We start from the raw sequence: 19,751 nt of genomic DNA, 5'->3' as shown, positions 1-19,751 counted from the left end.
CACGATCACATAACGCTGCTATACCCGTCATACTTCAAGTTGCAGGTGTGTTGGCTGCACTTCTCGCTTATCAGCTTGGCTGTGCTGCCGTCGGCGTACCGCCACCGTTGCCCGGTTCATTGTTGCTGGCCGGTGCACTTTCCCATCCCGCAGGCGGGCGCACGTCACGGCGTGACATCAAATCATCAATTTGCGGCGCATCGATAGTTTCATACTTCATCAGCGCATCCTTCATCGAATGCAGCACATCCATATTCGCCATCAACAGTTCACGCGCCCGCACGTAGTTACGCTCAATCAGTAATTTGACTTCCTGATCGATAATGCGTGCCGTTTCGTCAGACATGTGTTTTGCCTTGGCAACAGAACGGCCCAAGAACACTTCGCCATCTTCTTCTGCGTACAGCAACGGCCCCAGTTTTTCCGAGAAGCCCCACTGCGTTACCATGTTACGCGCAATAGACGTTGCCACTTTAATGTCGTTCGAGGCACCGGTAGACACCTTTTCTACGCCATAGATAATCTCTTCCGCCAGACGACCACCGTACAGCGTAGAAATTTGGCTTTCCAGCTTCTGGCGGCTGGCGCTGATCGCGTCGCCTTCCGGCAAGAAGAAGGTCACGCCCAGCGCACGACCGCGCGGAATAATGGTGACTTTGTGCACCGGATCGTGCTCCGGCACCAGACGACCAATAATCGCATGGCCCGCTTCATGGTAAGCGGTAGATTCTTTCTGCGCTTCGGTCATGACCATAGAGCGACGTTCCGCCCCCATCATGATCTTGTCTTTGGCTTTCTCGAACTCCACCATGGAAACCACGCGTTTGTTACCGCGTGCAGCGAACAGTGCCGCTTCGTTCACCAGGTTTGCCAGATCGGCACCGGAGAAGCCCGGCGTACCGCGCGCAATCACCGAGGCATCCATATCCGTCGCTAAGGGAACGCGACGCATGTGCACTTTCAGGATCTGCTCACGACCACGAACATCCGGCAGGCCAACCACCACCTGACGGTCAAAACGGCCTGGACGCAGCAATGCAGGGTCAAGCACGTCAGGACGGTTGGTTGCAGCAATCACGATAATGCCTTCGTTGCCTTCAAAACCATCCATCTCAACCAGCATCTGGTTAAGAGTTTGTTCACGTTCATCATGACCACCGCCCAGACCCGCACCACGTTGGCGACCGACGGCATCGATTTCATCGATGAAAATGATACAAGGCGCGGCTTTTTTCGCCTGTTCGAACATGTCACGCACACGAGAGGCACCGACACCCACGAACATTTCAACAAAGTCAGAACCGGAAATGGTGAAGAATGGCACCTTCGCTTCACCGGCAATCGCCTTGGCAAGCAAGGTTTTACCGGTTCCCGGCGGCCCTACCATCAGAATGCCTTTCGGGATTTTACCGCCCAGTTTCTGGAAGCGGCTCGGCTCACGCAGGTATTCCACCAGTTCGCTCACTTCTTCTTTGGCTTCATCACAGCCAGCGACGTCAGCAAACGTGGTTTTAATTTGATCTTCGGTCAGCATGCGCGCTTTGCTTTTGCCAAAGGACATGGCGCCTTTACCGCCACCGCCTTGCATCTGACGCATGAAGAAAATCCAGACGCCAATCAGCAACAGCATCGGGAACCAGGAGATGAAGATCGATGCCAACAGGCTCGGCTCTTCCGGCGGTTCACCAACCACTTTCACATTCTTGGTCAGCAGGTTATCCAGTAGCTTGGGATCGTTAACAGGAATGAAGGTGGTGTAGCGGTTGCCATCTTTTCTTGTAACGTTAATCTCACGCCCGTTAATACGTGTTTCACGGACCTGCTCCTGATTCACCTCTGTCAAGAAGGTAGAATAGTCCACCCGGCGGCCATTTGACTCGCTGGGCCCAAAGCTCTGGAATACGGACATCAGCACCACTGCGATGACGAGCCAGAGAATCAGGTTTTTAGCCATGTCACTCAATGGATTAACCTCATATTACAACTGTGTTAAAAAACAGCGTTAGGGTACTACAGTTTACGCCCTGTCGCTACAATGTACACTTCACGAGAACGAGCACGCGAAGCATCAGGCTTACGAATCTTCACTGTTGTGAACAGGGAGCGAATTTGTCGCAGGTATTCATCAAAGCCATCTCCCTGAAAGACCTTCACCAGAAAACTTCCGCCCGGTGCCAGAACATCCCGACACATTTCCAACGCCAACTCAACCAGATACATGGCTCTTGGAATATCCACGGCGGGGGTTCCGCTCATGTTGGGTGCCATGTCTGACATCACAACCTGAACTTTATTATCCCCTACCCGCTCCATCAAGGCGCTAAGCACTAATTCATCACGAAAATCGCCTTGAAGGAAATCGACACCAACGATGGGATCCATTGGTAAAATATCGCACGCGATGATCCTGCCTGCATTGCCGATCTGCGTCACCACGTATTGAGACCATCCACCAGGCGCAGCGCCCAGATCCACCACTGTCATGCCCGGTTTAAACAGTTTGTCAGTGCGCTGTATTTCATCCAGTTTAAACCAAGCGCGGGAGCGTAGCCCTTTTTTCTGCGCCTGCTGTACATATTTATCGCTAAAGTGTTCCTGCAACCAGCGACTGGAGCTTGCAGAACGCTTTTTATTTGCCATCGGCTTTCCAACTTTTTGTTATGTACAACCAACTTGTCATGTACAACTCACTCGCTATCAAACATCCACGTGTCATTTGCAACCGGTATTGCTCAACGACGCCGTTAAAGATCGGCCCATCAACGTCACCAAATTGGTTATAATGGTGAGATGGCGGTAGAATGACCCGTTTTCAATCCCAACCTAAGTAAAAAAGACACATGAATCTAAGCAACAAACAAAAACAGCACCTGAAAGGCTTGGCTCACCCGCTAAAACCAGTGGTTATGCTGGGTAACAATGGCCTTACCGAAGGTGTTCTGGCTGAAATTGAACAATCGCTAGAACATCATGAGCTGATCAAAGTTAAAATTGCAACTGAAGATCGGGATACTAAGGCATTGATTGTTGAAGCCATTATCCGCGAAACCGGTGCCTGTAACGTTCAGGTTATCGGCCATACGCTGGTTCTGTATCGCCCGTCGAAAGAACGTAAAATTGTGTTACCCAAGTAACCAATTATATCACCGTGTTTCACATTTAACGAAAAGGTGCCATGCCCGTTCGTTAGAGAAAAGGCCGCATGCGGCCTTTTGCTTTTCTTTACACAATTTGCCGATTTAATCGGCGAAATTACAGATATTGGACCTTCAGGATCTCATATTCGACCAGACCACCGGGCGTTCTGATGGTCACGACATCATCCTGCTCTTTGCCAATCAGCCCACGGGCAATCGGCGAATTCACAGAAATCAGGTTTTGTTTGAAATCCGCTTCATCATCACCCACGATGCGATAGGTCTGTTCTTCTTCTGTATCCAGGTTCATCACGGACACCGTTGCACCAAAAATGACGCGCCCATTGGCTGGCATCTTCGTCACATCAATCACTTGTGCATTGGACAACTTGGCTTCGATTTCCTGAATGCGACCTTCGCAAAAGCCCTGCTGTTCGCGCGCCGCATGGTATTCCGCGTTCTCTTTCAAATCACCGTGTTCACGAGCATCAGCAATCGCCGCAATGATTTCCGGACGGCGAGTGCCTTTCAAGAATTCTAGCTCTTCACGTAGTTTTTCTGCACCACGCAATGTCATCGGAAATTGTTTCATATCTTCAAACCTCTAAGAAACTTGTAAGACGTTCATTATCGTCATCCTGACGCTTCAACGAACGATGCGACAGACGGTCGGTATGCCAGCGCTTCCTGGCGATAAACAAAAGTAACCTGACCCGGAACAAGGTTTCAGGTCAGGAGCGATTTTGCATTTTGATACGTATTTTAACCCAGAGTTCCATAAGGGTCATCGTTTACTTTAGACCGCATTGCGCCGTAGTATGACCCCACGTTACCCTGTTGTAAGCTGAGATTATGCGTTTTTTATCGACTTTTTCCGGACTTGCCTGCGCGGTTATGCTACAGAGCGCTGTATTACCCGCTCACGCAGCAAGCATTAACGATCACATTCAATACCTGCCGGATGGCGCTAATTTGGCGTTCTTGGCACAGAAAATAGGCGCCAGCAGTCCCGCAGTGGCTTACAACAGTGAACAAATGGCATTACCCGCCAGTACCCAGAAAGTGTTGACGGCATTAGCCGCTTTGCTACAGCTAGGCCCAGATTACCGTTTCGTGACCACACTGGAAAGCCATGGTGCAGTAAGTGGCGGAAAATTGAACGGTAATTTGGTAGTACGCTTTAGTGGCGATCCTACACTCAAGCGCCAGCAGATCCGTAATATGATCGCTGAATTGAAAAAACACGGCGTACAGAGCATCAATGGCGATGTGCTCATCGATACCTCGGTGTTCGCCAGCCATGACAAAGCACCGGGCTGGCCATGGAACGATATGACACAGTGTTTTAGCGCACCGCCGGGCGCAGCCATTGTCGATCGCAACTGTTTTTCCGTCTCCCTCTACAGCGCGCCTAAAGCGGGCGACAACGCGTTTATTCGCGTTGCCTCCTACTACCCGGTCCAGATGTTCAGCGAAGTACGTACGCTCGCCAAAGGCTCGTCTGACGCGCAATATTGCGAGCTGGACGTGGTGCCGGGCGAATTAAACCGTTTCACACTGACCGGCTGTTTGATGCAACGCGCCGAACCGTTACCGTTGGCTTTCGCTATTCAGGATGGAGCCAGCTACGCGGGTGCCATCGTTAAAGATGAACTGCTACAAGCGGATATTCGTGTCACGGGCAGCTTACGCCGCCAAACCCTGCCAAGCCCTGCGGGCACCGTGCTGGCTCAGACGCAATCCGCACCGCTGCATGACCTTCTCACTATCATGCTGAAAAAATCAGACAACATGATTGCAGATACCGTTTTTCGCACCATCGGACATGAACGCTTCAGCGTGCCAGGCACCTGGCGCGCCGGAGCCGATGCGGTGCGTCAGGTACTACGGCAAAAAGCGGGCGTCAATCTGGATAACAGCATTGTCGTTGACGGCTCTGGCCTGTCGCGTCATAACCTGATTTCACCCGCCACCATGATGCAGGCACTGCAATACATCGCTCAACACGATAATGAATTGAAGTTCATCGAGATGCTGCCTTTGGCTGGTTACAACGGCACCTTACAGTACCGTGCCGGGCTGCATGAGGCCGGCGTTGACGGCAAGGTTTCTGCGAAAACCGGCGCACTACAAGGAGTGTATAACCTGGCGGGCTTTATCACCACGGCCAGCGGCCAGCGCATGGCTTTCGTGCAATTCCTGTCAGGCTATGCGGTCCCCCCTGAAGATCAGCGAGCCCGCCGCGTGCCGCTGGCGCGCTTTGAAAGTCGTTTGTACAAAGATCTTTATCAGAACAATTGAGTTAAAAAAAAGCACGATCCCAAAAGGGATCGTGCCTGAGTGTGCCAGCAACATCCTCCGTCACAGGAGGATCGCAGCCCGAGCATTATTTCTGGTAGATGATCTCGACGCCTTCGTCGTCATCTTCGTCCCAGTCGTCATCCCACTCTTCTTCGGCTTCATTTTCCACCGCAGCCAGTTGCTCACGGTGGTAGTCATCCCACATGAACTCGACTTTTTCAGGCCCTTTCTCTTCGATGGCCATGGCTTTCGGCTGAGTTTCCAAGAAGTTCATCACATCCCAGCACAGTGCGTTGACGCCAGAACGGTTAGCCGCGGAGATCAGGTAGTATTTGCCTTCCCAACCTAATGCTTCGGCAATCGCCTTGGCGCGCTGCTCCGCTTCCTCTTTCTCGATCAGATCGACCTTGTTGAACACCAGCCAACGCGGTTTTTCTGCCAGAGAAGCACTGTATTGCTGCAACTCATTGACGATCACTTTGGCATTTTCTACCGGATCGGATTCGTCGATCGGCGCAAGATCGATCAGGTGCAGCAGCACGCGACAGCGTTCCAGGTGTTTGAGGAAACGAATCCCCAGACCCGCACCTTCGGAAGCGCCTTCGATCAGCCCAGGAATATCGGCCACGACGAAGCTTTTCTCACTGTCCATGCGCACCACGCCCAGGCTAGGCACCAGCGTGGTGAAGGGATAATCCGCCACCTTGGGCTTAGCGGCAGATACCGCGCGAATAAACGTCGATTTACCGGCATTCGGCAACCCCAACATCCCGACATCCGCCAGCAGCAATAATTCCAGCATCAGAGAACGCTCTTCGCCCGCTGTACCGCTGGTTTTCTGGCGCGGTGCACGGTTGACCGACGATTTGAAGCGGGTATTACCCAGCCCGTGCCAACCGCCTTTAGCCACCATCAAACGCTGCTCGTGGCGCGTCATATCGCCCAGCACCTCTCCGGTGCTTTCATCCAGCACACGCGTACCAATCGGCACCTTGATGGTGATGTCTTTACCACGCTTGCCGGTACAATCACGGCTTTGCCCGTTCTGACCACGCTCGGCGCGATACGATTTTTCAAAGCGAAAATCGATCAGCGTATTCAGGCTCTCATCCGCCAACAGATAAACGTCGCCGCCGTCGCCGCCGTCACCGCCATCCGGACCACCATTGGGGATATATTTTTCACGGCGGAAGCTGACACAGCCATTACCACCATCACCAGCCACCACCAGAATGGTCGCTTCATCTACAAACTTCATTCACTCTCTCCGCAACAACCAATAGAGATCACCTATCATCAGACGCCATGCATCAGGACATTGTCGGCTCTCTTTGGCGTGATGCTTTCATGGCATGACGCGTAAATAACCGCCGCGCATCATGCAAAAAACGGAACGTAACAGAACCCACCTCGCAAGGGAGCGGCATTGTACCCGCTTCCCGCGTTGATTTCATCTGTATTAAAAATAAACAGCGCACACAGCCGTCGATAGCATCAGGTAACACCGTCAGGCTACCGCACGTTACTTTGGCACCGGTATGACATTATCGCGTTTTCTTCCCGGAAAAAAACGGTGCCCAATCGCGGAAAACATGGCTCCTGAGACCACCACAAACGCACCGATATAACCAACAAGATTTAACGCCGGGGTGGCAAAATAGAGCGGCCACAGGATTGCCAGCAGGTCAGAGAACAACAGCGTAAACAGCGGCGTCAAGGTAATAATGGCACTCACCTGAGCCGCCTGCCAGCGCGCCATCGCCTCAGCCAATGCGCCATAACCAACCAGAGTATTCAGACCGCAAAAAAGCAGACAAATCAACTGCCAGCGAGTCAGTTGAAAAATGGTCTCAGGGTGCGCCCACGGCGTAATGCACAATACACACAGGACATACAGCAGCAGCAAAATCTGTTGTGACGACAAGCGGCGCAGCAATACTTTTTGCGCTACGCCATAACTCACCCACACCGTAGCGGCGCCCATTCCCAGCAGCACGCCAAGGGTGTAATCCGTCAGTCGGGTAAAGATCTCGATCAGACTGGCGTTGAAAAACAGCAGCATACCGCACAACAACATGATAGCGCCGATAATCTGCGTGCCACGCATTTTCTCTTTCAGAATAAGCACGCTGGCGAACATCATTCCCACCGGGGAAAGTTGTCCAATCACTTGCGATGTGGTCGGGCTTAAAAACTTGAGTGAGGAGCTGAACAGCACAAAGTTACCCAGCAACCCGCCAGTGGCAATCAACAACAATACCCACCAGCGCCGATGACGAAAAAGACGCAAGGGCGGTAGCTGACCACGAGAGAAAAGAATGATCCCAAGCCCGATCGAGGCCATAAAAAACCGATACCACACCACGGTATAGGGCTCCATGACAACAAGCACCTGCTTCATGGCGATGGGCAGTGCGCCCCAGCATACTGCCGCCGTCAAGGCCAGGCTCAGCCCGATGCCAGCCTGCTGTTTCGTCTGCATGGTTCTCTCAGTGTATTGCGGGTGATGAAGGGATATGGAAATGTAAAAAGCCCCGCAACGAAGTGCGGGGCTTTATATCTGTAAGACCTAACTCGAAAATTACTCAGCTACGATGCTGATGTATTTACGGTTTTTCGGGCCTTTAACTTCGAACTGGACTTTACCGTCAGCCAAAGCAAACAGAGTGTGGTCTTTACCGCAACCTACGTTGGTGCCCGCGTGGAATTTAGTACCACGTTGACGAACGATGATGTTGCCAGCCAGAACGCTTTCACCGCCGAAACGTTTTACGCCCAGACGTTGTGCGTTAGAATCGCGGCCGTTACGAGTCGAGCCGCCAGCTTTTTTGTGTGCCATTTAATCCGCTCTCCTAAGTCTTAAGCGCTGATGCCAGTAATTTTCACGTCAGTGAACCACTGACGGTGGCCCGCTTGCTTACGGTAGTGTTTACGGCGACGGAATTTAACAATCGTTACTTTCTCACCGCGACCATGGGCAACAACTTCTGCCTTGATCTTGCCACCATCGACGAAAGGAACGCCGATTTTGATTTCTTCACCATCTGCAACCATCAGAACCTGGTCAAATTCAACAACTTCACCAGTTGCGATGTCCAGCTTTTCCAAGCGAACGGTTTGACCTTCGCTTACTCGGTGTTGTTTGCCACCACTTTGGAAAACTGCGTACATATAAAACTCCGCTTTCCGCGTACTCATATTGAGTATTCGAGCACGCTATAAATATTCACAATAGGGCGCGAATTCTACGCAAAAAACCTACCGATGACAAGTGCAGATTCGAGAGAATTGAAGAAAAAGAGTACAGGTTCTTCACGACCATTTATCTGTGTCATTTTTCAAGTACAATCAGTCCACAATAACCCTTGAAGCCGGTATAGAACCGACCCTAACCACGGCGTACAGAAAAAGCACTGGCACAGATATGAATCTAGAACAGATCACAGCATTAGCTGCCCATGATATGAACGACGTTAATGGCGTTATTCTGGCACAACTCAATTCAGATGTTGTACTTATCAACCAGATTGGTAATTACATTATCGGTGGCGGCGGGAAGCGTATTCGCCCCATGATAGCCGTGCTGGCCGCCCGCGCGCTGGCGTATGAAGGTGATAAACATGTGACGGTCGCCGCACTCATTGAATTTATTCACACCGCCACGCTGTTGCATGACGATGTGGTAGATGAATCCGATATGCGTCGTGGCAAGGAAACGGCCAACGCCGCCTTTGGCAATGCGGCCAGTGTACTGGTTGGGGATTTCATCTATACGCGCGCGTTTCAGATGATGACCAGCTTGGGCTCGCTGCGCGTGCTGGCGCTGATGTCTGAAGCGGTCAACGTCATCGCTGAAGGCGAAGTGCTGCAACTCATGAACTGTAACGATCCGGATATCACCGAAGAGAGTTACATGCGCGTCATCTACAGTAAGACGGCGCGCCTGTTCGAAGCCGCAGCGCAAGCCTCTGGGATCCTCGCGGGTGCTACCGATGAGCAGGAAAAAGCGTTACAGGAGTATGGGCGTTATCTCGGCACAGCATTCCAACTGATTGACGATCTGCTGGATTACAGTGCCGACGGTAAAACCTTAGGTAAAAATACCGGTGACGACCTGAACGAAGGCAAACCCACGCTGCCGCTGTTACACGCGATGCGTAACGGCAATAGCGAGCAATGTGCGATGATCCGCAAGGCCATCGAAGAGGGCAATGGTCGCCATCTGTTGGAGCCAGTGCTTGCTGCCATGCAGCAGTGCGGCTCGCTGGAGTACACCCGACAGCGTGCAGAGCAAGAGGCGGATAAAGCGATTTCCGCGCTTCAAGCGCTGCCGCCGACCCCCTTCCGTGAGGCACTGGAAGGCCTGGCACATATTGCCGTTCAACGCGACTATTAATACGCCCGTGCGCTATGTTGTCGATGCGTTGGGATCGCTTGCGATCTCGAGGCGTGACAACATGGCAATCGCGCCTTCGCGCAGCACAAAATCGATCAACGCTTCCTGCTCGTTGATCGAGAGTTTTTCAAATATCTGAATCCAGGAAGCCAACAGCGGTTTGGCAAGCGTCGTATAAGCGGGCGGTGACATTTCCGCCATCTCACGCATCTGGAGCCGCTTGCGCACTTCCTGCGGTAAACTCTCTCGCGCATATTCAACGGCCCGCCCTTGCACACCTTTTCGTTTACGCTTTTCCCACCCCTCTTCTCTGGCTCGTTTGTTAAGGCCCTGTCTTGATTTTGGCAAACCCGCTATGCCCAGTAGCTCCTGGGGCGTCAACCATGCTTTTTCCATTCGCAACATCCTCCATAAACGGCATTAACGCACGCCAAGGTAACGGCCAATGATCCATACCGCTGCCTTAGTTTCCAATAATGAAAATATAAACAACAATTAATTTCCCAATAACACGTAACCGTTACCGATTAAATTAGCGATTAGGTGTTATATATTGGACTAAAACGCACGCTGACGTTGAAACGGGGACTGAACAAAGAAGGGAAAACAGTGACAGACAAGCGGGACGTACACGCTCCGCAGAAGAGGGTGTCAGTACAGATTCAGGCAGCAGAGGGGTCATCAGGTGCGGCGTCATCTGACGATGAGATCCTCAGTTGAGACAAGACAGAGGCCATACCGTAACGCAAGATATGCGCGATCAGTGCCTCTCTTTCATGCTCAGAGCATTGTTGATAGATCTGAATCCAGACAGCCAGCATATCGGCCTGACGTACCGCGTAGGATGGAGGGGTTTCTTGCAGTGAAAGCGAATGCTGCACCCGTTCTGGCAAGCTATAAAGAGAGTATTCAACGCCGCGCCCTTGAACGCCTTTATGACGGCGTTTTTCCCACCCATCTTCCCGAGCACGTTTATTTACGCCTTGCCGTGTTTTAGGCAATCCCGCCTTCCCCAGCAATTCAGCAGTGGTGAACCACTCTTTTTTCATAGCCTTTCATCCTGATAGTGCGATGCATTACAAAATTTAATTTATTAGGAACAGCGTTAAGGAAATTATTGGAAATTTCATGTTATATTTTTTCCTAATTCCGTTCACGCACTCCATGCGTTTAACTGACGAGCGTTATTTATACCACCAATGGACCATTATCTTGTAGCAAGAAGGAAAGATTATGAACGCAAGGAAACACGACTGGCATCCTGCCGATATCATTGCCGCACTCCGTAAAAAGGGCACCACGCTGGCGGCAGTCTCACGAGAAGCAGGATTAAGTTCCTCCACCCTGGCTAATGCGATATCACGCCCCTGGCCTAAAGGTGAATGGCTTATCGCAGAGGCAATCAACATTCACCCTGCTGAAATCTGGCCCAGCCGTTACTACGATCCGAAAAGTAACATGCTGATTGATAGGAAAAAACTTATCAGGCCTGACGATCCCCACCCAAAATCCTGACATAAAAAAGCCGGAGCACCTTCTCTCCGGCTTATCACAATCGGGCATAAAAATACTGATTAACCGCGTGCTGAGCCACTCACAAAGGATTCGCCCAATTCGATATCCTGTCTCAGGGTGCCCAGCATGTTATCCAGAGCCTGTTTTTCAAACGGGCTCAGTGCACCAATCGCTTTACGTTCAACGATGCCAGATTTGCCCAGCAACAGCGGCTGTGCGAAGAAACGGGCATGCTCGCCATCGCCTTCCACATACGCACATTCCACTACGCCGTCGTCACCTTGCAGAGCGCGTACCAGAGAGAGCCCAAAACGTGCCGCCGCCTGACCCATGGAGAGGGTTGCCGAGCCTCCACCGGCCTTGGCTTCCACCACTTCCGTGCCCGCATTCTGGATACGCTTGGTCAGATCCGCCACTTCCTGTTCGCTGAACGTTACGCCAGGAATTTGCGACAGCAGAGGAAGGATTGTCACACCAGAGTGCCCGCCAATCACAGGAACTTCAACCTCTTGTGGCAGCTTGCCTTTCAGTTCCGCCACAAAGGTGTTGGAGCGGATAATATCCAGCGTCGTTACGCCAAACAGCTTATTCTTGTCGTACACACCGGCTTTTTTCAGTACGTCCGCGGCAATCGCCACCGTGGTGTTAACCGGGTTGGTAATGATACCAATGCAGGCCTTCGGGCTGGTGCGGGCAATCTGTTCAACCAGATTGCGCACAATCCCCGCATTCACATTGAACAGGTCGGAGCGGTCCATGCCGGGTTTGCGAGCGACACCGGCCGAAATCAGAACGATGTCCGCACCGACCAGCGCAGGCGTAGCGTCTTCACCGCAAAAGCCTTTGATAGATACTGCTGTAGGGATATGGCTCAGATCAACGGCGACGCCCGGTGTTACCGGAGCAATGTCATAAAGAGATAATTCTGAACCTGAAGGAAGCTGGGTTTTGAGCAGGAGCGCGAGAGCCTGACCGATACCGCCTGCTGCTCCGAGAACTGCAACTTTCATCCTAAACTCCTTATTATCGTAAAAGTAAAAATGCCGTGAATTTGTGCAATAAATCACCAGACATGAATAAAATCAGGAGGTTTAAACGGCTTACCGAACGGATGTCGACCATGCCGAGACCTCGCTATCAGGTCATGAAAAAGAAAAAACTATGTCATTAATAATAAATCAAAATCTGCCGAGTGATTTGTAAGGTAAGTAAAGTTATAAGTAAGTGAGTAAATAATGTAGCGCGCATCACGTTCAGTACGATGGCGGCTACATTACACCGAACCCAAGCCAGTAAACAACCTCATTTTGATAACATTTGATTTACTTTTATGTGACTAAGCACGCATTTTTTTTTCATCACTTACGTCATTTAAACATTTTAGCGCAATTATCGTACTGCTCAATGCCAAGTCACTTCTTTAAGCGTCCATATTGCATAAAAATTCACCCAACTGCATAATGCACGCATCAACGATCACAACACACGGTGCAGAATGCGTAACTCCACGAAACAGGAAGATTTGGTCAAGGCGTTCAAGGCGCTGTTAAAGGAAGAGAAGTTTAGTTCTCAAAGCGAGATCGTGTTGGCATTACAAGACGACGGTTTTGAAAATATAAACCAATCAAAAGTATCACGTATGCTGACCAAGTTTGGCGCAGTGCGCACGCGCAATGCCAAAATGGAGATGGTCTATTGCCTGCCAGCAGAACTGGGTGTGCCCACGACCACCAGCCCACTGAAAAACCTGGTGCTGGATGTCGATTATAACGATGCGGTTGTGGTTATTCACACAAGCCCAGGCGCTGCGCAATTGATCGCTCGGTTACTGGATTCACTGGGGAAATCAGAAGGGATTCTGGGCACCATTGCCGGGGATGACACCATTTTCACCACGCCAGCACGCGGCTTTAGCGTCAAACAGTTGTTCGACGCCATTTTGGCGCTGTTCGAACAGGAACTGTAGTCACCCACCAGGGTTGCTGACGCAGTGACGCACGCCAGATGAGGGTATCTGGCGTGCGTTGGATCAAACGGCAGGCAGCTCCGCCAATGGCCAACGTGGACGCACGCTCACGCCCAGTTCTTGAGTTTCATTGTGTAACAGCCTCACACTGCCCGCATAGGCAATCATCGCGCCGTTATCGGTGCAAAACTCAGGCCGCGCATAAAACACTGCCCCGCCCCGTTTGGCCATGATCTCTGTCAGGCGAGCGCGCAGTGTGCGGTTGGCACTGACGCCACCGGCCATCACCAGACGTTTAAATCCGGTCTCGTCCAACGCTCGGCGACATTTTATCGCTAACGTATCAACCACCGCATCTTCGAACGCGCGCGCAATATCAGCACGGGTTTGATCATCATTGCCATTGGCGCGAATGGTATTGGCAGCAAAGGTTTTCAAACCGGAAAAGCTAAAATCGAGCCCTTGCCTGTCAGTCATCGGGCGAGGAAAGGTAAAACGTGCGGCATCGCCATCCTGAGCCAGTTTGGACAACATCGGGCCTCCTGGGTAGTCCAGTCCCAACAGCTTTGCCGTTTTATCAAAGGCTTCACCGGCTGCATCGTCAACAGACTCTCCCAGCAAGCGATATTCACCGATGCCAGTGACGCTGATTAACTGCGTGTGACCGCCAGAGACCAATAGCGCCACGAAGGGAAATTCCGGCGGATTATCTTCCAGCATCGGGGCCAGTAAATGCCCTTCCATGTGGTGAACCGGAACCGCCGGCACACCCCAGGCAAATGCCAACGCGCGCCCGACCGTCGCACCGACCAGCAGTGCGCCCACCAGCCCAGGGCCGGCGGTGTAGGCCACACCATCGATGTCCGATGCGGCAAGTCCCGCCTCTTTCAGGGCAGCCTGAATAAGAGGAACTGTTTTACGCACGTGATCGCGTGAGGCCAGTTCCGGCACGACACCGCCATAATCAGCATGTAGTTTTACTTGGCTGTACAGTTGGTTAGCCAATAACCCGGCATCCGTGTCATAAATCGCCACCCCGGTTTCATCACAGGAGGTTTCAATACCCAATATGCGCATCGTTCTACCTAACGTTCGTTGCCACGCAAGCCGACATCCACTTGCCACTTGCTTCATACAACAGATAGTCTACCATTAACGGTTTGGATTTTCTGCTCTGCGTGCGCGTTGGGTGTTTTATGATCGCCGCAATGCTTTACAAGCGCATCACGTTTGCAGTAGAATTCCGCACCATTTTGAAAAGGCTGGCACAAGGCCAGCACATACCGAATTATTAAGGTGAGAGGCACATGCCGGTAATTAAAGTACGTGAAAACGAGCCGTTCGATGTAGCGCTGCGTCGCTTCAAACGTTCCTGTGAAAAAGCGGGTGTTCTGGCTGAAGTTCGTCGTCGTGAATTCTATGAAAAACCGACAACCGAACGTAAACGCGCTAAAGCTTCTGCGGTGAAACGTCACGCGAAGAAACTGGCTCGAGAAAACGCACGCCGCACTCGTCTGTATTAATTTCTGGAGGCTTGGCCTCCACCGCGTGATTAATCCGCAGACTTAGCAGTTGCATACGAAGGCCGTGCTTTCCGAAAGGAAGCGCGGCTTGTTGTCGTTTATAAGCTATCGTTTATTTGTATTAAAAACAGGGGCTTATGGCTGGACGAATCCCACGCGTCTTTATCAATGACCTGCTGGCACGCACTGATATCGTCGATCTGATCGACGCGCGCGTGAAGCTCAAGAAGCAGGGCAAGAACTTTCACGCGTGCTGTCCGTTTCACCATGAGAAAACCCCGTCTTTCACCGTAAACGGTGATAAGCAGTTTTACCATTGTTTCGGCTGCGGCGCGCACGGCAATGCTATCGACTTTTTAATGAACTACGATCGCCTGGAGTTCGTTGAAAGTATCGAAGAATTGGCATCCATGCACAGTCTGGAAGTGCCTTATGAATCCGGCACTGGCACCACAGCGCTTGAACGCCATCAGCGTCAAAGCCTGTATGAACTGATGGGACAACTGAGCGAGTTTTATCAACAGGCGTTAAATCAGCCAACGGCCGCTGCCGCCCAAGGTTATCTGGCACAACGCGGCCTGAGTGCGGAAGTGATTCACCATTTCGCCATTGGCTTCGCCCCTGCCGGGTGGGACAACGTATTAAAGCGCTTTGGTCGCCACGATGAAGATCGTGAAACCCTGAGCGATGCGGGAATGCTGGTTAAAAACGAGCAAGGACGTACCTATGACCGCTTCCGTGAGCGCGTCATGTTCCCTATCCGCGATAAGCGCGGCCGTGTTATCGCCTTTGGCGGACGCGTACTGGGAGACGGACAGCCCAAATACCTGAACTCGCCGGAAACTGAAATTTTTCATAAAGGCCGCCAACTGTATGGCCTTTACGAAGCGCAACAAAATCACACGGAACTAAAACGTCTTCTTGTGGTTGAAGGTTATATGGACGTGGTGGCGCTGGCGCAATTCGGTATTGATTATGCCGTCGCCTCACTGGGCACTGCCACGACCGCAGACCATATTCAGATGATGTTCCGCGTTACCGATCAGGTGATTTGCTGCTATGACGGTGACCGCGCAGGCCGAGATGCTGCCTGGCGCGCCCTGGAAACGGCGCTGCCCTATTTGAATGATGGTCGCCAGTTGCGCTTTATGTTTCTCCCTGATGGAGAGGATCCGGATACTCTGGTGCGTAAAGAGGGTAAACAAGCGTTTGAACAGAGGATGGAGCAGGCGCTGCCGCTCTCCACGTTCTTGTTTGATACCCTGCAACAGCAAGTGGATATGAGTTCTCCAGAGGGCAGAACCAAGCTCGGAAGAGATGCGCTGCCGTTGATTGGTCAGGTGCCGGGAGAAACTCTGCGGCTGTATCTACGTCAACAGCTCGGCAACAAACTGGGGATTCTTGACGATCGCCAACTGGATAAACTGCTGCCAAAAACGGCAGAACAGGCGCAGCCTTACCAGCCGCCCCAACTAAAACGCACAACTATGCGTATACTAATAGGGTTGCTGGTACAAAATCCGCAGTTGGCAGCATTGGTGACGGCCCCGGAGGGGTTGGCAGCATCGAAGATGGCCGGTGTGCCGCTGTTTATCGAACTGGTGAAAACGTGCCATGCGCAGCCCGGTTTGACAACGGGGCAGCTTCTGGAACTTTACCGGGAGAATAAATCAGGCCCACAGCTTGAAACCATGGCAACCTGGAACCACATGATCGTAGAGGACAAGGTAGAAGAGACGTTTATCGATACCTTGACTACCCTATATAACCATATGTTAGAGGAGCGGTTGGAATCATTGATAGCACAGTCACGTTTGCGGGGGTTGACCGCAGAAGAACGTAACGAAGTGCACATGCTAAACCAGGCGCTTACAAGAAAGAACTGATTACAGAGGCTTAATTGCCGATAACCAGCAGGGTGAAGCCCTGCCAAAGCCGCTAGAAGGGGCTGCGGCGAGAAGAAGAAATACCCCGAATGTTATTGTTGGCTATACCCAATAGCTTTCAACGAGCAGGCGAGCGAAAGGCACCTGCATCGTGAAAGATGACCGGTATAATTATGCCGACCGACACCAACCTAATACTCTGAAGTGTGGATACCGTCTTATGGAGCAAAACCCGCAGTCACAGCTGAAGCTACTTGTCACCCGTGGTAAGGAGCAAGGCTACCTGACCTATGCTGAGGTCAATGACCATCTGCCGGAAGATATCATCGATTCCGATCAGATCGAAGACATCATCCAGATGATTAATGACATGGGCATCCAGGTGATGGAAGAAGCACCGGATGCGGACGACCTGCTGTTGGCAGAAACAACGTCGGACACCGATGAAGATGCCGCAGAAGCTGCTGCTCAGGTGCTCTCAAGCGTAGAGTCCGAAATTGGGCGTACTACCGATCCGGTGCGCATGTACATGCGTGAAATGGGCACCGTTGAGCTGCTCACCCGCGAAGGTGAAATCGACATCGCCAAGCGGATCGAAGACGGTATCAACCAGGTTCAGTGTTCTGTTGCCGAATATCCTGAAGCGATCACTTACCTGTTGGAACAATACGATCGCGTCGAGGCCGAAGAGAGCCGCCTTTCCGATCTGATCACCGGGTTTGTCGATCCCAACGCCGAAGAAGATCTTGCGCCTACCGCAACCCACGTCGGTTCTGAATTGTCCAGCGAAGAGATGGACGATGACGACGATGACGACGAGGAGAGCGAAGACGACGACGATGCAGAAGAAGACAACAGCATCGATCCAGAGCTGGCACGTCAGAAATTTACTGAGCTGCGTGAACAGTATGAAGTCACGCGTCAAACGATCAAAGCCCATGGCCGTAACCACGCCAAGGCGGCGGAAGAGATCCTGAAGCTCTCTGACATTTTCAAGCAGTTCCGTTTGGTGCCAAAACAGTTCGACTTCCTGGTCAACAGCATGCGCACCATGATGGATCGCGTTCGCACGCAAGAGCGTTTGATCATGAAACTCTGCGTTGAACAGTGCAAAATGCCGAAGAAAAACTTCGTCACGCTGTTCACCGGTAACGAAACCAATGACACCTGGTTCTCCGCTGCTAAGGCCATGAACAAGCCCTGGAGCGAGAAACTGGTTGAAGTGGAAGAAGACGTACAGCGCAGTTTGCAGAAGCTGCACCAGATCGAAGAAGAAACCGGCTTGACTATCGAGCAGGTGAAAGACATTAACCGTCGCATGTCGATCGGTGAAGCCAAGGCACGTCGCGCCAAGAAAGAGATGGTCGAGGCGAACCTGCGTCTGGTCATTTCTATCGCCAAGAAGTACACCAACCGCGGTCTGCAATTCCTGGATCTGATTCAGGAAGGCAACATCGGCCTGATGAAGGCCGTAGACAAGTTTGAATACCGTCGTGGCTATAAGTTTTCTACTTACGCCACCTGGTGGATCCGTCAGGCGATCACCCGTTCTATCGCCGATCAGGCGCGCACCATCCGTATTCCTGTTCACATGATCGAAACCATTAACAAGCTGAACCGCATTTCGCGTCAGATGTTACAGGAAATGGGCCGTGAGCCGACACCAGAAGAACTTGCCGAACGCATGCTGATGCCGGAAGACAAGATCCGCAAGGTGCTGAAAATCGCCAAAGAGCCAATCTCCATGGAAACCCCGATCGGTGATGATGAAGATTCGCATCTGGGCGACTTCATCGAGGACACCACGCTGGAACTGCCGCTGGATTCTGCAACGTCAGAGAGCCTGCGTTCAGCCACCCACGATGTGCTGGCTGGCCTGACGGCGCGTGAAGCTAAGGTACTGCGTATGCGTTTCGGTATCGACATGAACACCGACCACACGCTGGAAGAAGTGGGCAAACAGTTTGACGTTACGCGTGAACGTATTCGTCAGATTGAAGCCAAAGCGCTGCGCAAGCTGCGTCACCCAAGCCGTTCCGAAGTGTTACGCAGCTTCCTGGATGATTAACAGCATCTAAATAGAAATAGGAAAAAGCCCTCAACATTGAGGGCTTTTTTATGGTAATTATAACGATAACAATGGACTAGGCTGCATACAAAACCAGCATACGGGCAACGTTGCTCTAGACCTGCCCCGCCATGTTACCGTATAATTCACGCCCACATGGCCCCTTAGCTCAGTGGTTAGAGCAGGCGACTCATAATCGCTTGGTCGTTGGTTCAAACCCAACAGGGGCCACCAAAATTTAGCTTTAAAATCATATGATTAAGCCACTTTTCACAAAGTGGCTTTTTTATTGGATTAGGCAAGTGTCGCAAAAGTGTCGCTGGACGTTTTACCGACTCACCGTATTAGCACCGTGCAGATACTTACGGCAACCTGGCAACCACCTTAATTTCAAAGTGAAAGCCAGACAGCCAAGAGACGCCGACGCCGGTCAGAGCCGGATAAGGCGCGTCGCCCCAGAATTCCGGGACCACGCTCCAGATGGTTTCCAGGTTTGATTCGGGATCGACCACAAAAACGGTCACATCCACTACGTCCTCAAACGCGCAGCCTGCGGCAAACAGCACCGCGTTCAAATTTTCAAATGCCCGTCTTACCTGTGTTTTTAAATCCGGTTCCGGTGAACCATCTTCCCGACTGCCCACTTGCCCTGAGACGAATAAAAAGCCGTTGGCTCTCACTGCCGGGGAATACCGATTGCGGTTGTAGAGATCTTGCCGTCCTTCAGGAAAAACCACATCGCGCGTTGCCATAACTTACCTCTGAATAACCCGTGACTTGTGTGTCACAGAAGTCTAGAGGCATAGTAACGGTAAGATAAACGTGCAAAACGCCGCTTCATTATTTGTAAAATACAAACAATCATAAAGGCATGAGGCAACAAGATGGATCGCTTTGACGCAATGCAGGCTTTTATTCGGGTGGTCGAGTCGGGCAGTTTTACCAAAGCCGCTGCCACG

The 19,751-nt window shown here is 51.7% G+C and carries 20 protein-coding genes and 1 tRNA gene; 9 read left to right on the top strand and 12 right to left on the bottom strand.

The window, feature by feature from the left end; genetic code table 11:
* Positions 1-70 precede the first annotated feature (70 nt).
* On the bottom strand, positions 71-1,963 hold the full coding sequence (ftsH, locus tag J5224_RS12140) for an ATP-dependent zinc metalloprotease FtsH (RefSeq protein ID WP_319802437.1): 1,893 nt from the start codon (positions 1,961-1,963) through the stop codon (positions 71-73).
* 47 nt (positions 1,964-2,010) lie between these two features.
* Positions 2,011-2,640 (bottom strand): 23S rRNA (uridine(2552)-2'-O)-methyltransferase RlmE, encoded by a 630-nt coding sequence (rlmE, locus tag J5224_RS12135; protein ID WP_264625620.1) that lies wholly within the window; start codon positions 2,638-2,640, stop codon positions 2,011-2,013.
* Positions 2,641-2,840: 200 nt separating this feature from the next.
* On the opposite strand from rlmE, the gene yhbY reads away from it, so the two are divergent.
* A complete protein-coding gene (yhbY, locus tag J5224_RS12130; protein WP_196906616.1) occupies positions 2,841-3,134 on the top strand; it encodes a ribosome assembly RNA-binding protein YhbY in 294 nt (97 codons plus the stop codon).
* A 118-nt stretch (positions 3,135-3,252) separates the two neighbouring features.
* Here yhbY and greA read toward each other — a convergent pair whose 3' ends face one another.
* On the bottom strand, positions 3,253-3,729 hold the full coding sequence (gene greA / locus J5224_RS12125) for a transcription elongation factor GreA (protein WP_264625619.1): 477 nt from the start codon (positions 3,727-3,729) through the stop codon (positions 3,253-3,255).
* Positions 3,730-3,989: 260 nt separating this feature from the next.
* Between greA and dacB the strand changes: the two genes are divergently transcribed.
* Positions 3,990-5,438, top strand: coding sequence for a serine-type D-Ala-D-Ala carboxypeptidase (dacB, locus tag J5224_RS12120; RefSeq protein WP_264625618.1), 1,449 nt, complete (start codon positions 3,990-3,992; stop codon positions 5,436-5,438).
* Positions 5,439-5,523: 85 nt separating this feature from the next.
* Here dacB and cgtA read toward each other — a convergent pair whose 3' ends face one another.
* The 4 genes from cgtA to rplU form a co-directional block, all read right to left on the bottom strand.
* A complete protein-coding gene (cgtA, locus tag J5224_RS12115) occupies positions 5,524-6,696 on the bottom strand; it encodes an Obg family GTPase CgtA (RefSeq protein WP_195312619.1) in 1,173 nt (390 codons plus the stop codon).
* A gap of 264 nt (positions 6,697-6,960) precedes the next feature.
* Positions 6,961-7,920 carry a DMT family transporter gene (locus tag J5224_RS12110; protein ID WP_264625617.1) on the bottom strand — a complete coding sequence of 320 codons (960 nt, stop codon included), beginning with the start codon at positions 7,918-7,920 and terminating at the stop codon, positions 6,961-6,963.
* Positions 7,921-8,019: 99 nt separating this feature from the next.
* Positions 8,020-8,277 (bottom strand): 50S ribosomal protein L27, encoded by a 258-nt coding sequence (gene rpmA, locus J5224_RS12105; protein ID WP_132454179.1) that lies wholly within the window; start codon positions 8,275-8,277, stop codon positions 8,020-8,022.
* Between the two features lie 20 nt (positions 8,278-8,297).
* The gene (rplU, locus tag J5224_RS12100; protein ID WP_222159511.1) at positions 8,298-8,609 is read right to left on the bottom strand and encodes a 50S ribosomal protein L21; all 312 of its coding nucleotides are present in this window, start codon (positions 8,607-8,609) and stop codon (positions 8,298-8,300) included.
* A 253-nt stretch (positions 8,610-8,862) separates the two neighbouring features.
* Here rplU and ispB point away from each other — a divergent pair, with 253 nt between their 5' ends.
* Positions 8,863-9,834 carry an octaprenyl diphosphate synthase gene (ispB, locus tag J5224_RS12095; RefSeq protein ID WP_264625616.1) on the top strand — a complete coding sequence of 324 codons (972 nt, stop codon included), beginning with the start codon at positions 8,863-8,865 and terminating at the stop codon, positions 9,832-9,834.
* 12 nt (positions 9,835-9,846) lie between these two features.
* Here ispB and J5224_RS12090 read toward each other — a convergent pair whose 3' ends face one another.
* Positions 9,847-10,230: a DNA-binding protein gene (locus tag J5224_RS12090; RefSeq protein ID WP_264625615.1), complete on the bottom strand. Its 384-nt coding sequence runs from the start codon at positions 10,228-10,230 to the stop codon at positions 9,847-9,849.
* A 266-nt stretch (positions 10,231-10,496) separates the two neighbouring features.
* Entirely contained in the window at positions 10,497-10,883 is a 387-nt protein-coding gene (locus J5224_RS12085) for a DNA-binding protein (RefSeq protein ID WP_264625614.1), read from the bottom strand.
* Between the two features lie 184 nt (positions 10,884-11,067).
* Between J5224_RS12085 and J5224_RS12080 the strand changes: the two genes are divergently transcribed.
* The gene (locus J5224_RS12080; protein ID WP_264625613.1) at positions 11,068-11,349 is read left to right on the top strand and encodes a helix-turn-helix domain-containing protein; all 282 of its coding nucleotides are present in this window, start codon (positions 11,068-11,070) and stop codon (positions 11,347-11,349) included.
* A 59-nt stretch (positions 11,350-11,408) separates the two neighbouring features.
* On the opposite strand, the gene mdh is transcribed toward J5224_RS12080, so the two are convergent.
* Positions 11,409-12,359 (bottom strand): malate dehydrogenase, encoded by a 951-nt coding sequence (mdh, locus tag J5224_RS12075; RefSeq protein ID WP_264625612.1) that lies wholly within the window; start codon positions 12,357-12,359, stop codon positions 11,409-11,411.
* Positions 12,360-12,844: 485 nt separating this feature from the next.
* Between mdh and argR the strand changes: the two genes are divergently transcribed.
* On the top strand, positions 12,845-13,315 hold the full coding sequence (gene argR / locus J5224_RS12070) for a transcriptional regulator ArgR (RefSeq protein WP_222159505.1): 471 nt from the start codon (positions 12,845-12,847) through the stop codon (positions 13,313-13,315).
* A gap of 63 nt (positions 13,316-13,378) precedes the next feature.
* Here the strand turns inward: argR and tsaD are convergent, their stop codons facing one another.
* Positions 13,379-14,392 (bottom strand): tRNA (adenosine(37)-N6)-threonylcarbamoyltransferase complex transferase subunit TsaD, encoded by a 1,014-nt coding sequence (tsaD, locus tag J5224_RS12065; protein WP_264625611.1) that lies wholly within the window; start codon positions 14,390-14,392, stop codon positions 13,379-13,381.
* A 230-nt stretch (positions 14,393-14,622) separates the two neighbouring features.
* On the opposite strand from tsaD, the gene rpsU reads away from it, so the two are divergent.
* From rpsU to J5224_RS12045, 4 genes are all read left to right on the top strand, one after another.
* Positions 14,623-14,838 (top strand): 30S ribosomal protein S21, encoded by a 216-nt coding sequence (rpsU, locus tag J5224_RS12060; RefSeq protein WP_001144069.1) that lies wholly within the window; start codon positions 14,623-14,625, stop codon positions 14,836-14,838.
* A gap of 137 nt (positions 14,839-14,975) precedes the next feature.
* A complete protein-coding gene (gene dnaG, locus J5224_RS12055; RefSeq protein WP_264625610.1) occupies positions 14,976-16,724 on the top strand; it encodes a DNA primase in 1,749 nt (582 codons plus the stop codon).
* Between the two features lie 220 nt (positions 16,725-16,944).
* Positions 16,945-18,792, top strand: coding sequence for an RNA polymerase sigma factor RpoD (gene rpoD, locus J5224_RS12050; protein WP_222159502.1), 1,848 nt, complete (start codon positions 16,945-16,947; stop codon positions 18,790-18,792).
* 158 nt (positions 18,793-18,950) lie between these two features.
* Positions 18,951-19,026 (top strand) — tRNA-Ile (locus J5224_RS12045).
* Positions 19,027-19,154: 128 nt separating this feature from the next.
* On the opposite strand, the gene J5224_RS12040 is transcribed toward J5224_RS12045, so the two are convergent.
* Positions 19,155-19,544, bottom strand: a complete 390-nt coding sequence (locus tag J5224_RS12040; protein WP_264625609.1) for a Rid family hydrolase — start codon at positions 19,542-19,544, stop codon at positions 19,155-19,157.
* Positions 19,545-19,751: the final 207 nt, after the last annotated feature.

The sequence above is a fragment of the Candidatus Symbiopectobacterium sp. NZEC135 genome (assembly GCF_025962695.1).
Note: the sequence above shows the minus strand (reverse complement) of the source record. Positions and strands in the feature narration are given on the sequence as shown.

What these genes read in the sequence shown, in the direction of transcription:
- rlmE (WP_264625620.1), bottom strand. Translation starts at nt 2,640, where the DNA reads ATGGCAAATAAAAAGCGTTCTGCAAGCTCCAGTCGCTGGTTGCAGGAA.
- yhbY (WP_196906616.1), top strand. Translation starts at nt 2,841, where the DNA reads ATGAATCTAAGCAACAAACAAAAACAGCACCTGAAAGGCTTGGCTCAC.
- greA (WP_264625619.1), bottom strand. Translation starts at nt 3,729, where the DNA reads ATGAAACAATTTCCGATGACATTGCGTGGTGCAGAAAAACTACGTGAA.
- dacB (WP_264625618.1), top strand. Translation starts at nt 3,990, where the DNA reads ATGCGTTTTTTATCGACTTTTTCCGGACTTGCCTGCGCGGTTATGCTA.
- cgtA (WP_195312619.1), bottom strand. Translation starts at nt 6,696, where the DNA reads ATGAAGTTTGTAGATGAAGCGACCATTCTGGTGGTGGCTGGTGATGGT.
- J5224_RS12110 (WP_264625617.1), bottom strand. Translation starts at nt 7,920, where the DNA reads ATGCAGACGAAACAGCAGGCTGGCATCGGGCTGAGCCTGGCCTTGACG.
- rpmA (WP_132454179.1), bottom strand. Translation starts at nt 8,277, where the DNA reads ATGGCACACAAAAAAGCTGGCGGCTCGACTCGTAACGGCCGCGATTCT.
- rplU (WP_222159511.1), bottom strand. Translation starts at nt 8,609, where the DNA reads ATGTACGCAGTTTTCCAAAGTGGTGGCAAACAACACCGAGTAAGCGAA.
- ispB (WP_264625616.1), top strand. Translation starts at nt 8,863, where the DNA reads ATGAATCTAGAACAGATCACAGCATTAGCTGCCCATGATATGAACGAC.
- J5224_RS12090 (WP_264625615.1), bottom strand. Translation starts at nt 10,230, where the DNA reads ATGGAAAAAGCATGGTTGACGCCCCAGGAGCTACTGGGCATAGCGGGT.
- J5224_RS12085 (WP_264625614.1), bottom strand. Translation starts at nt 10,883, where the DNA reads ATGAAAAAAGAGTGGTTCACCACTGCTGAATTGCTGGGGAAGGCGGGA.
- J5224_RS12080 (WP_264625613.1), top strand. Translation starts at nt 11,068, where the DNA reads ATGAACGCAAGGAAACACGACTGGCATCCTGCCGATATCATTGCCGCA.
- mdh (WP_264625612.1), bottom strand. Translation starts at nt 12,359, where the DNA reads ATGAAAGTTGCAGTTCTCGGAGCAGCAGGCGGTATCGGTCAGGCTCTC.
- argR (WP_222159505.1), top strand. Translation starts at nt 12,845, where the DNA reads ATGCGTAACTCCACGAAACAGGAAGATTTGGTCAAGGCGTTCAAGGCG.
- tsaD (WP_264625611.1), bottom strand. Translation starts at nt 14,392, where the DNA reads ATGCGCATATTGGGTATTGAAACCTCCTGTGATGAAACCGGGGTGGCG.
- rpsU (WP_001144069.1), top strand. Translation starts at nt 14,623, where the DNA reads ATGCCGGTAATTAAAGTACGTGAAAACGAGCCGTTCGATGTAGCGCTG.
- dnaG (WP_264625610.1), top strand. Translation starts at nt 14,976, where the DNA reads ATGGCTGGACGAATCCCACGCGTCTTTATCAATGACCTGCTGGCACGC.
- rpoD (WP_222159502.1), top strand. Translation starts at nt 16,945, where the DNA reads ATGGAGCAAAACCCGCAGTCACAGCTGAAGCTACTTGTCACCCGTGGT.
- J5224_RS12040 (WP_264625609.1), bottom strand. Translation starts at nt 19,544, where the DNA reads ATGGCAACGCGCGATGTGGTTTTTCCTGAAGGACGGCAAGATCTCTAC.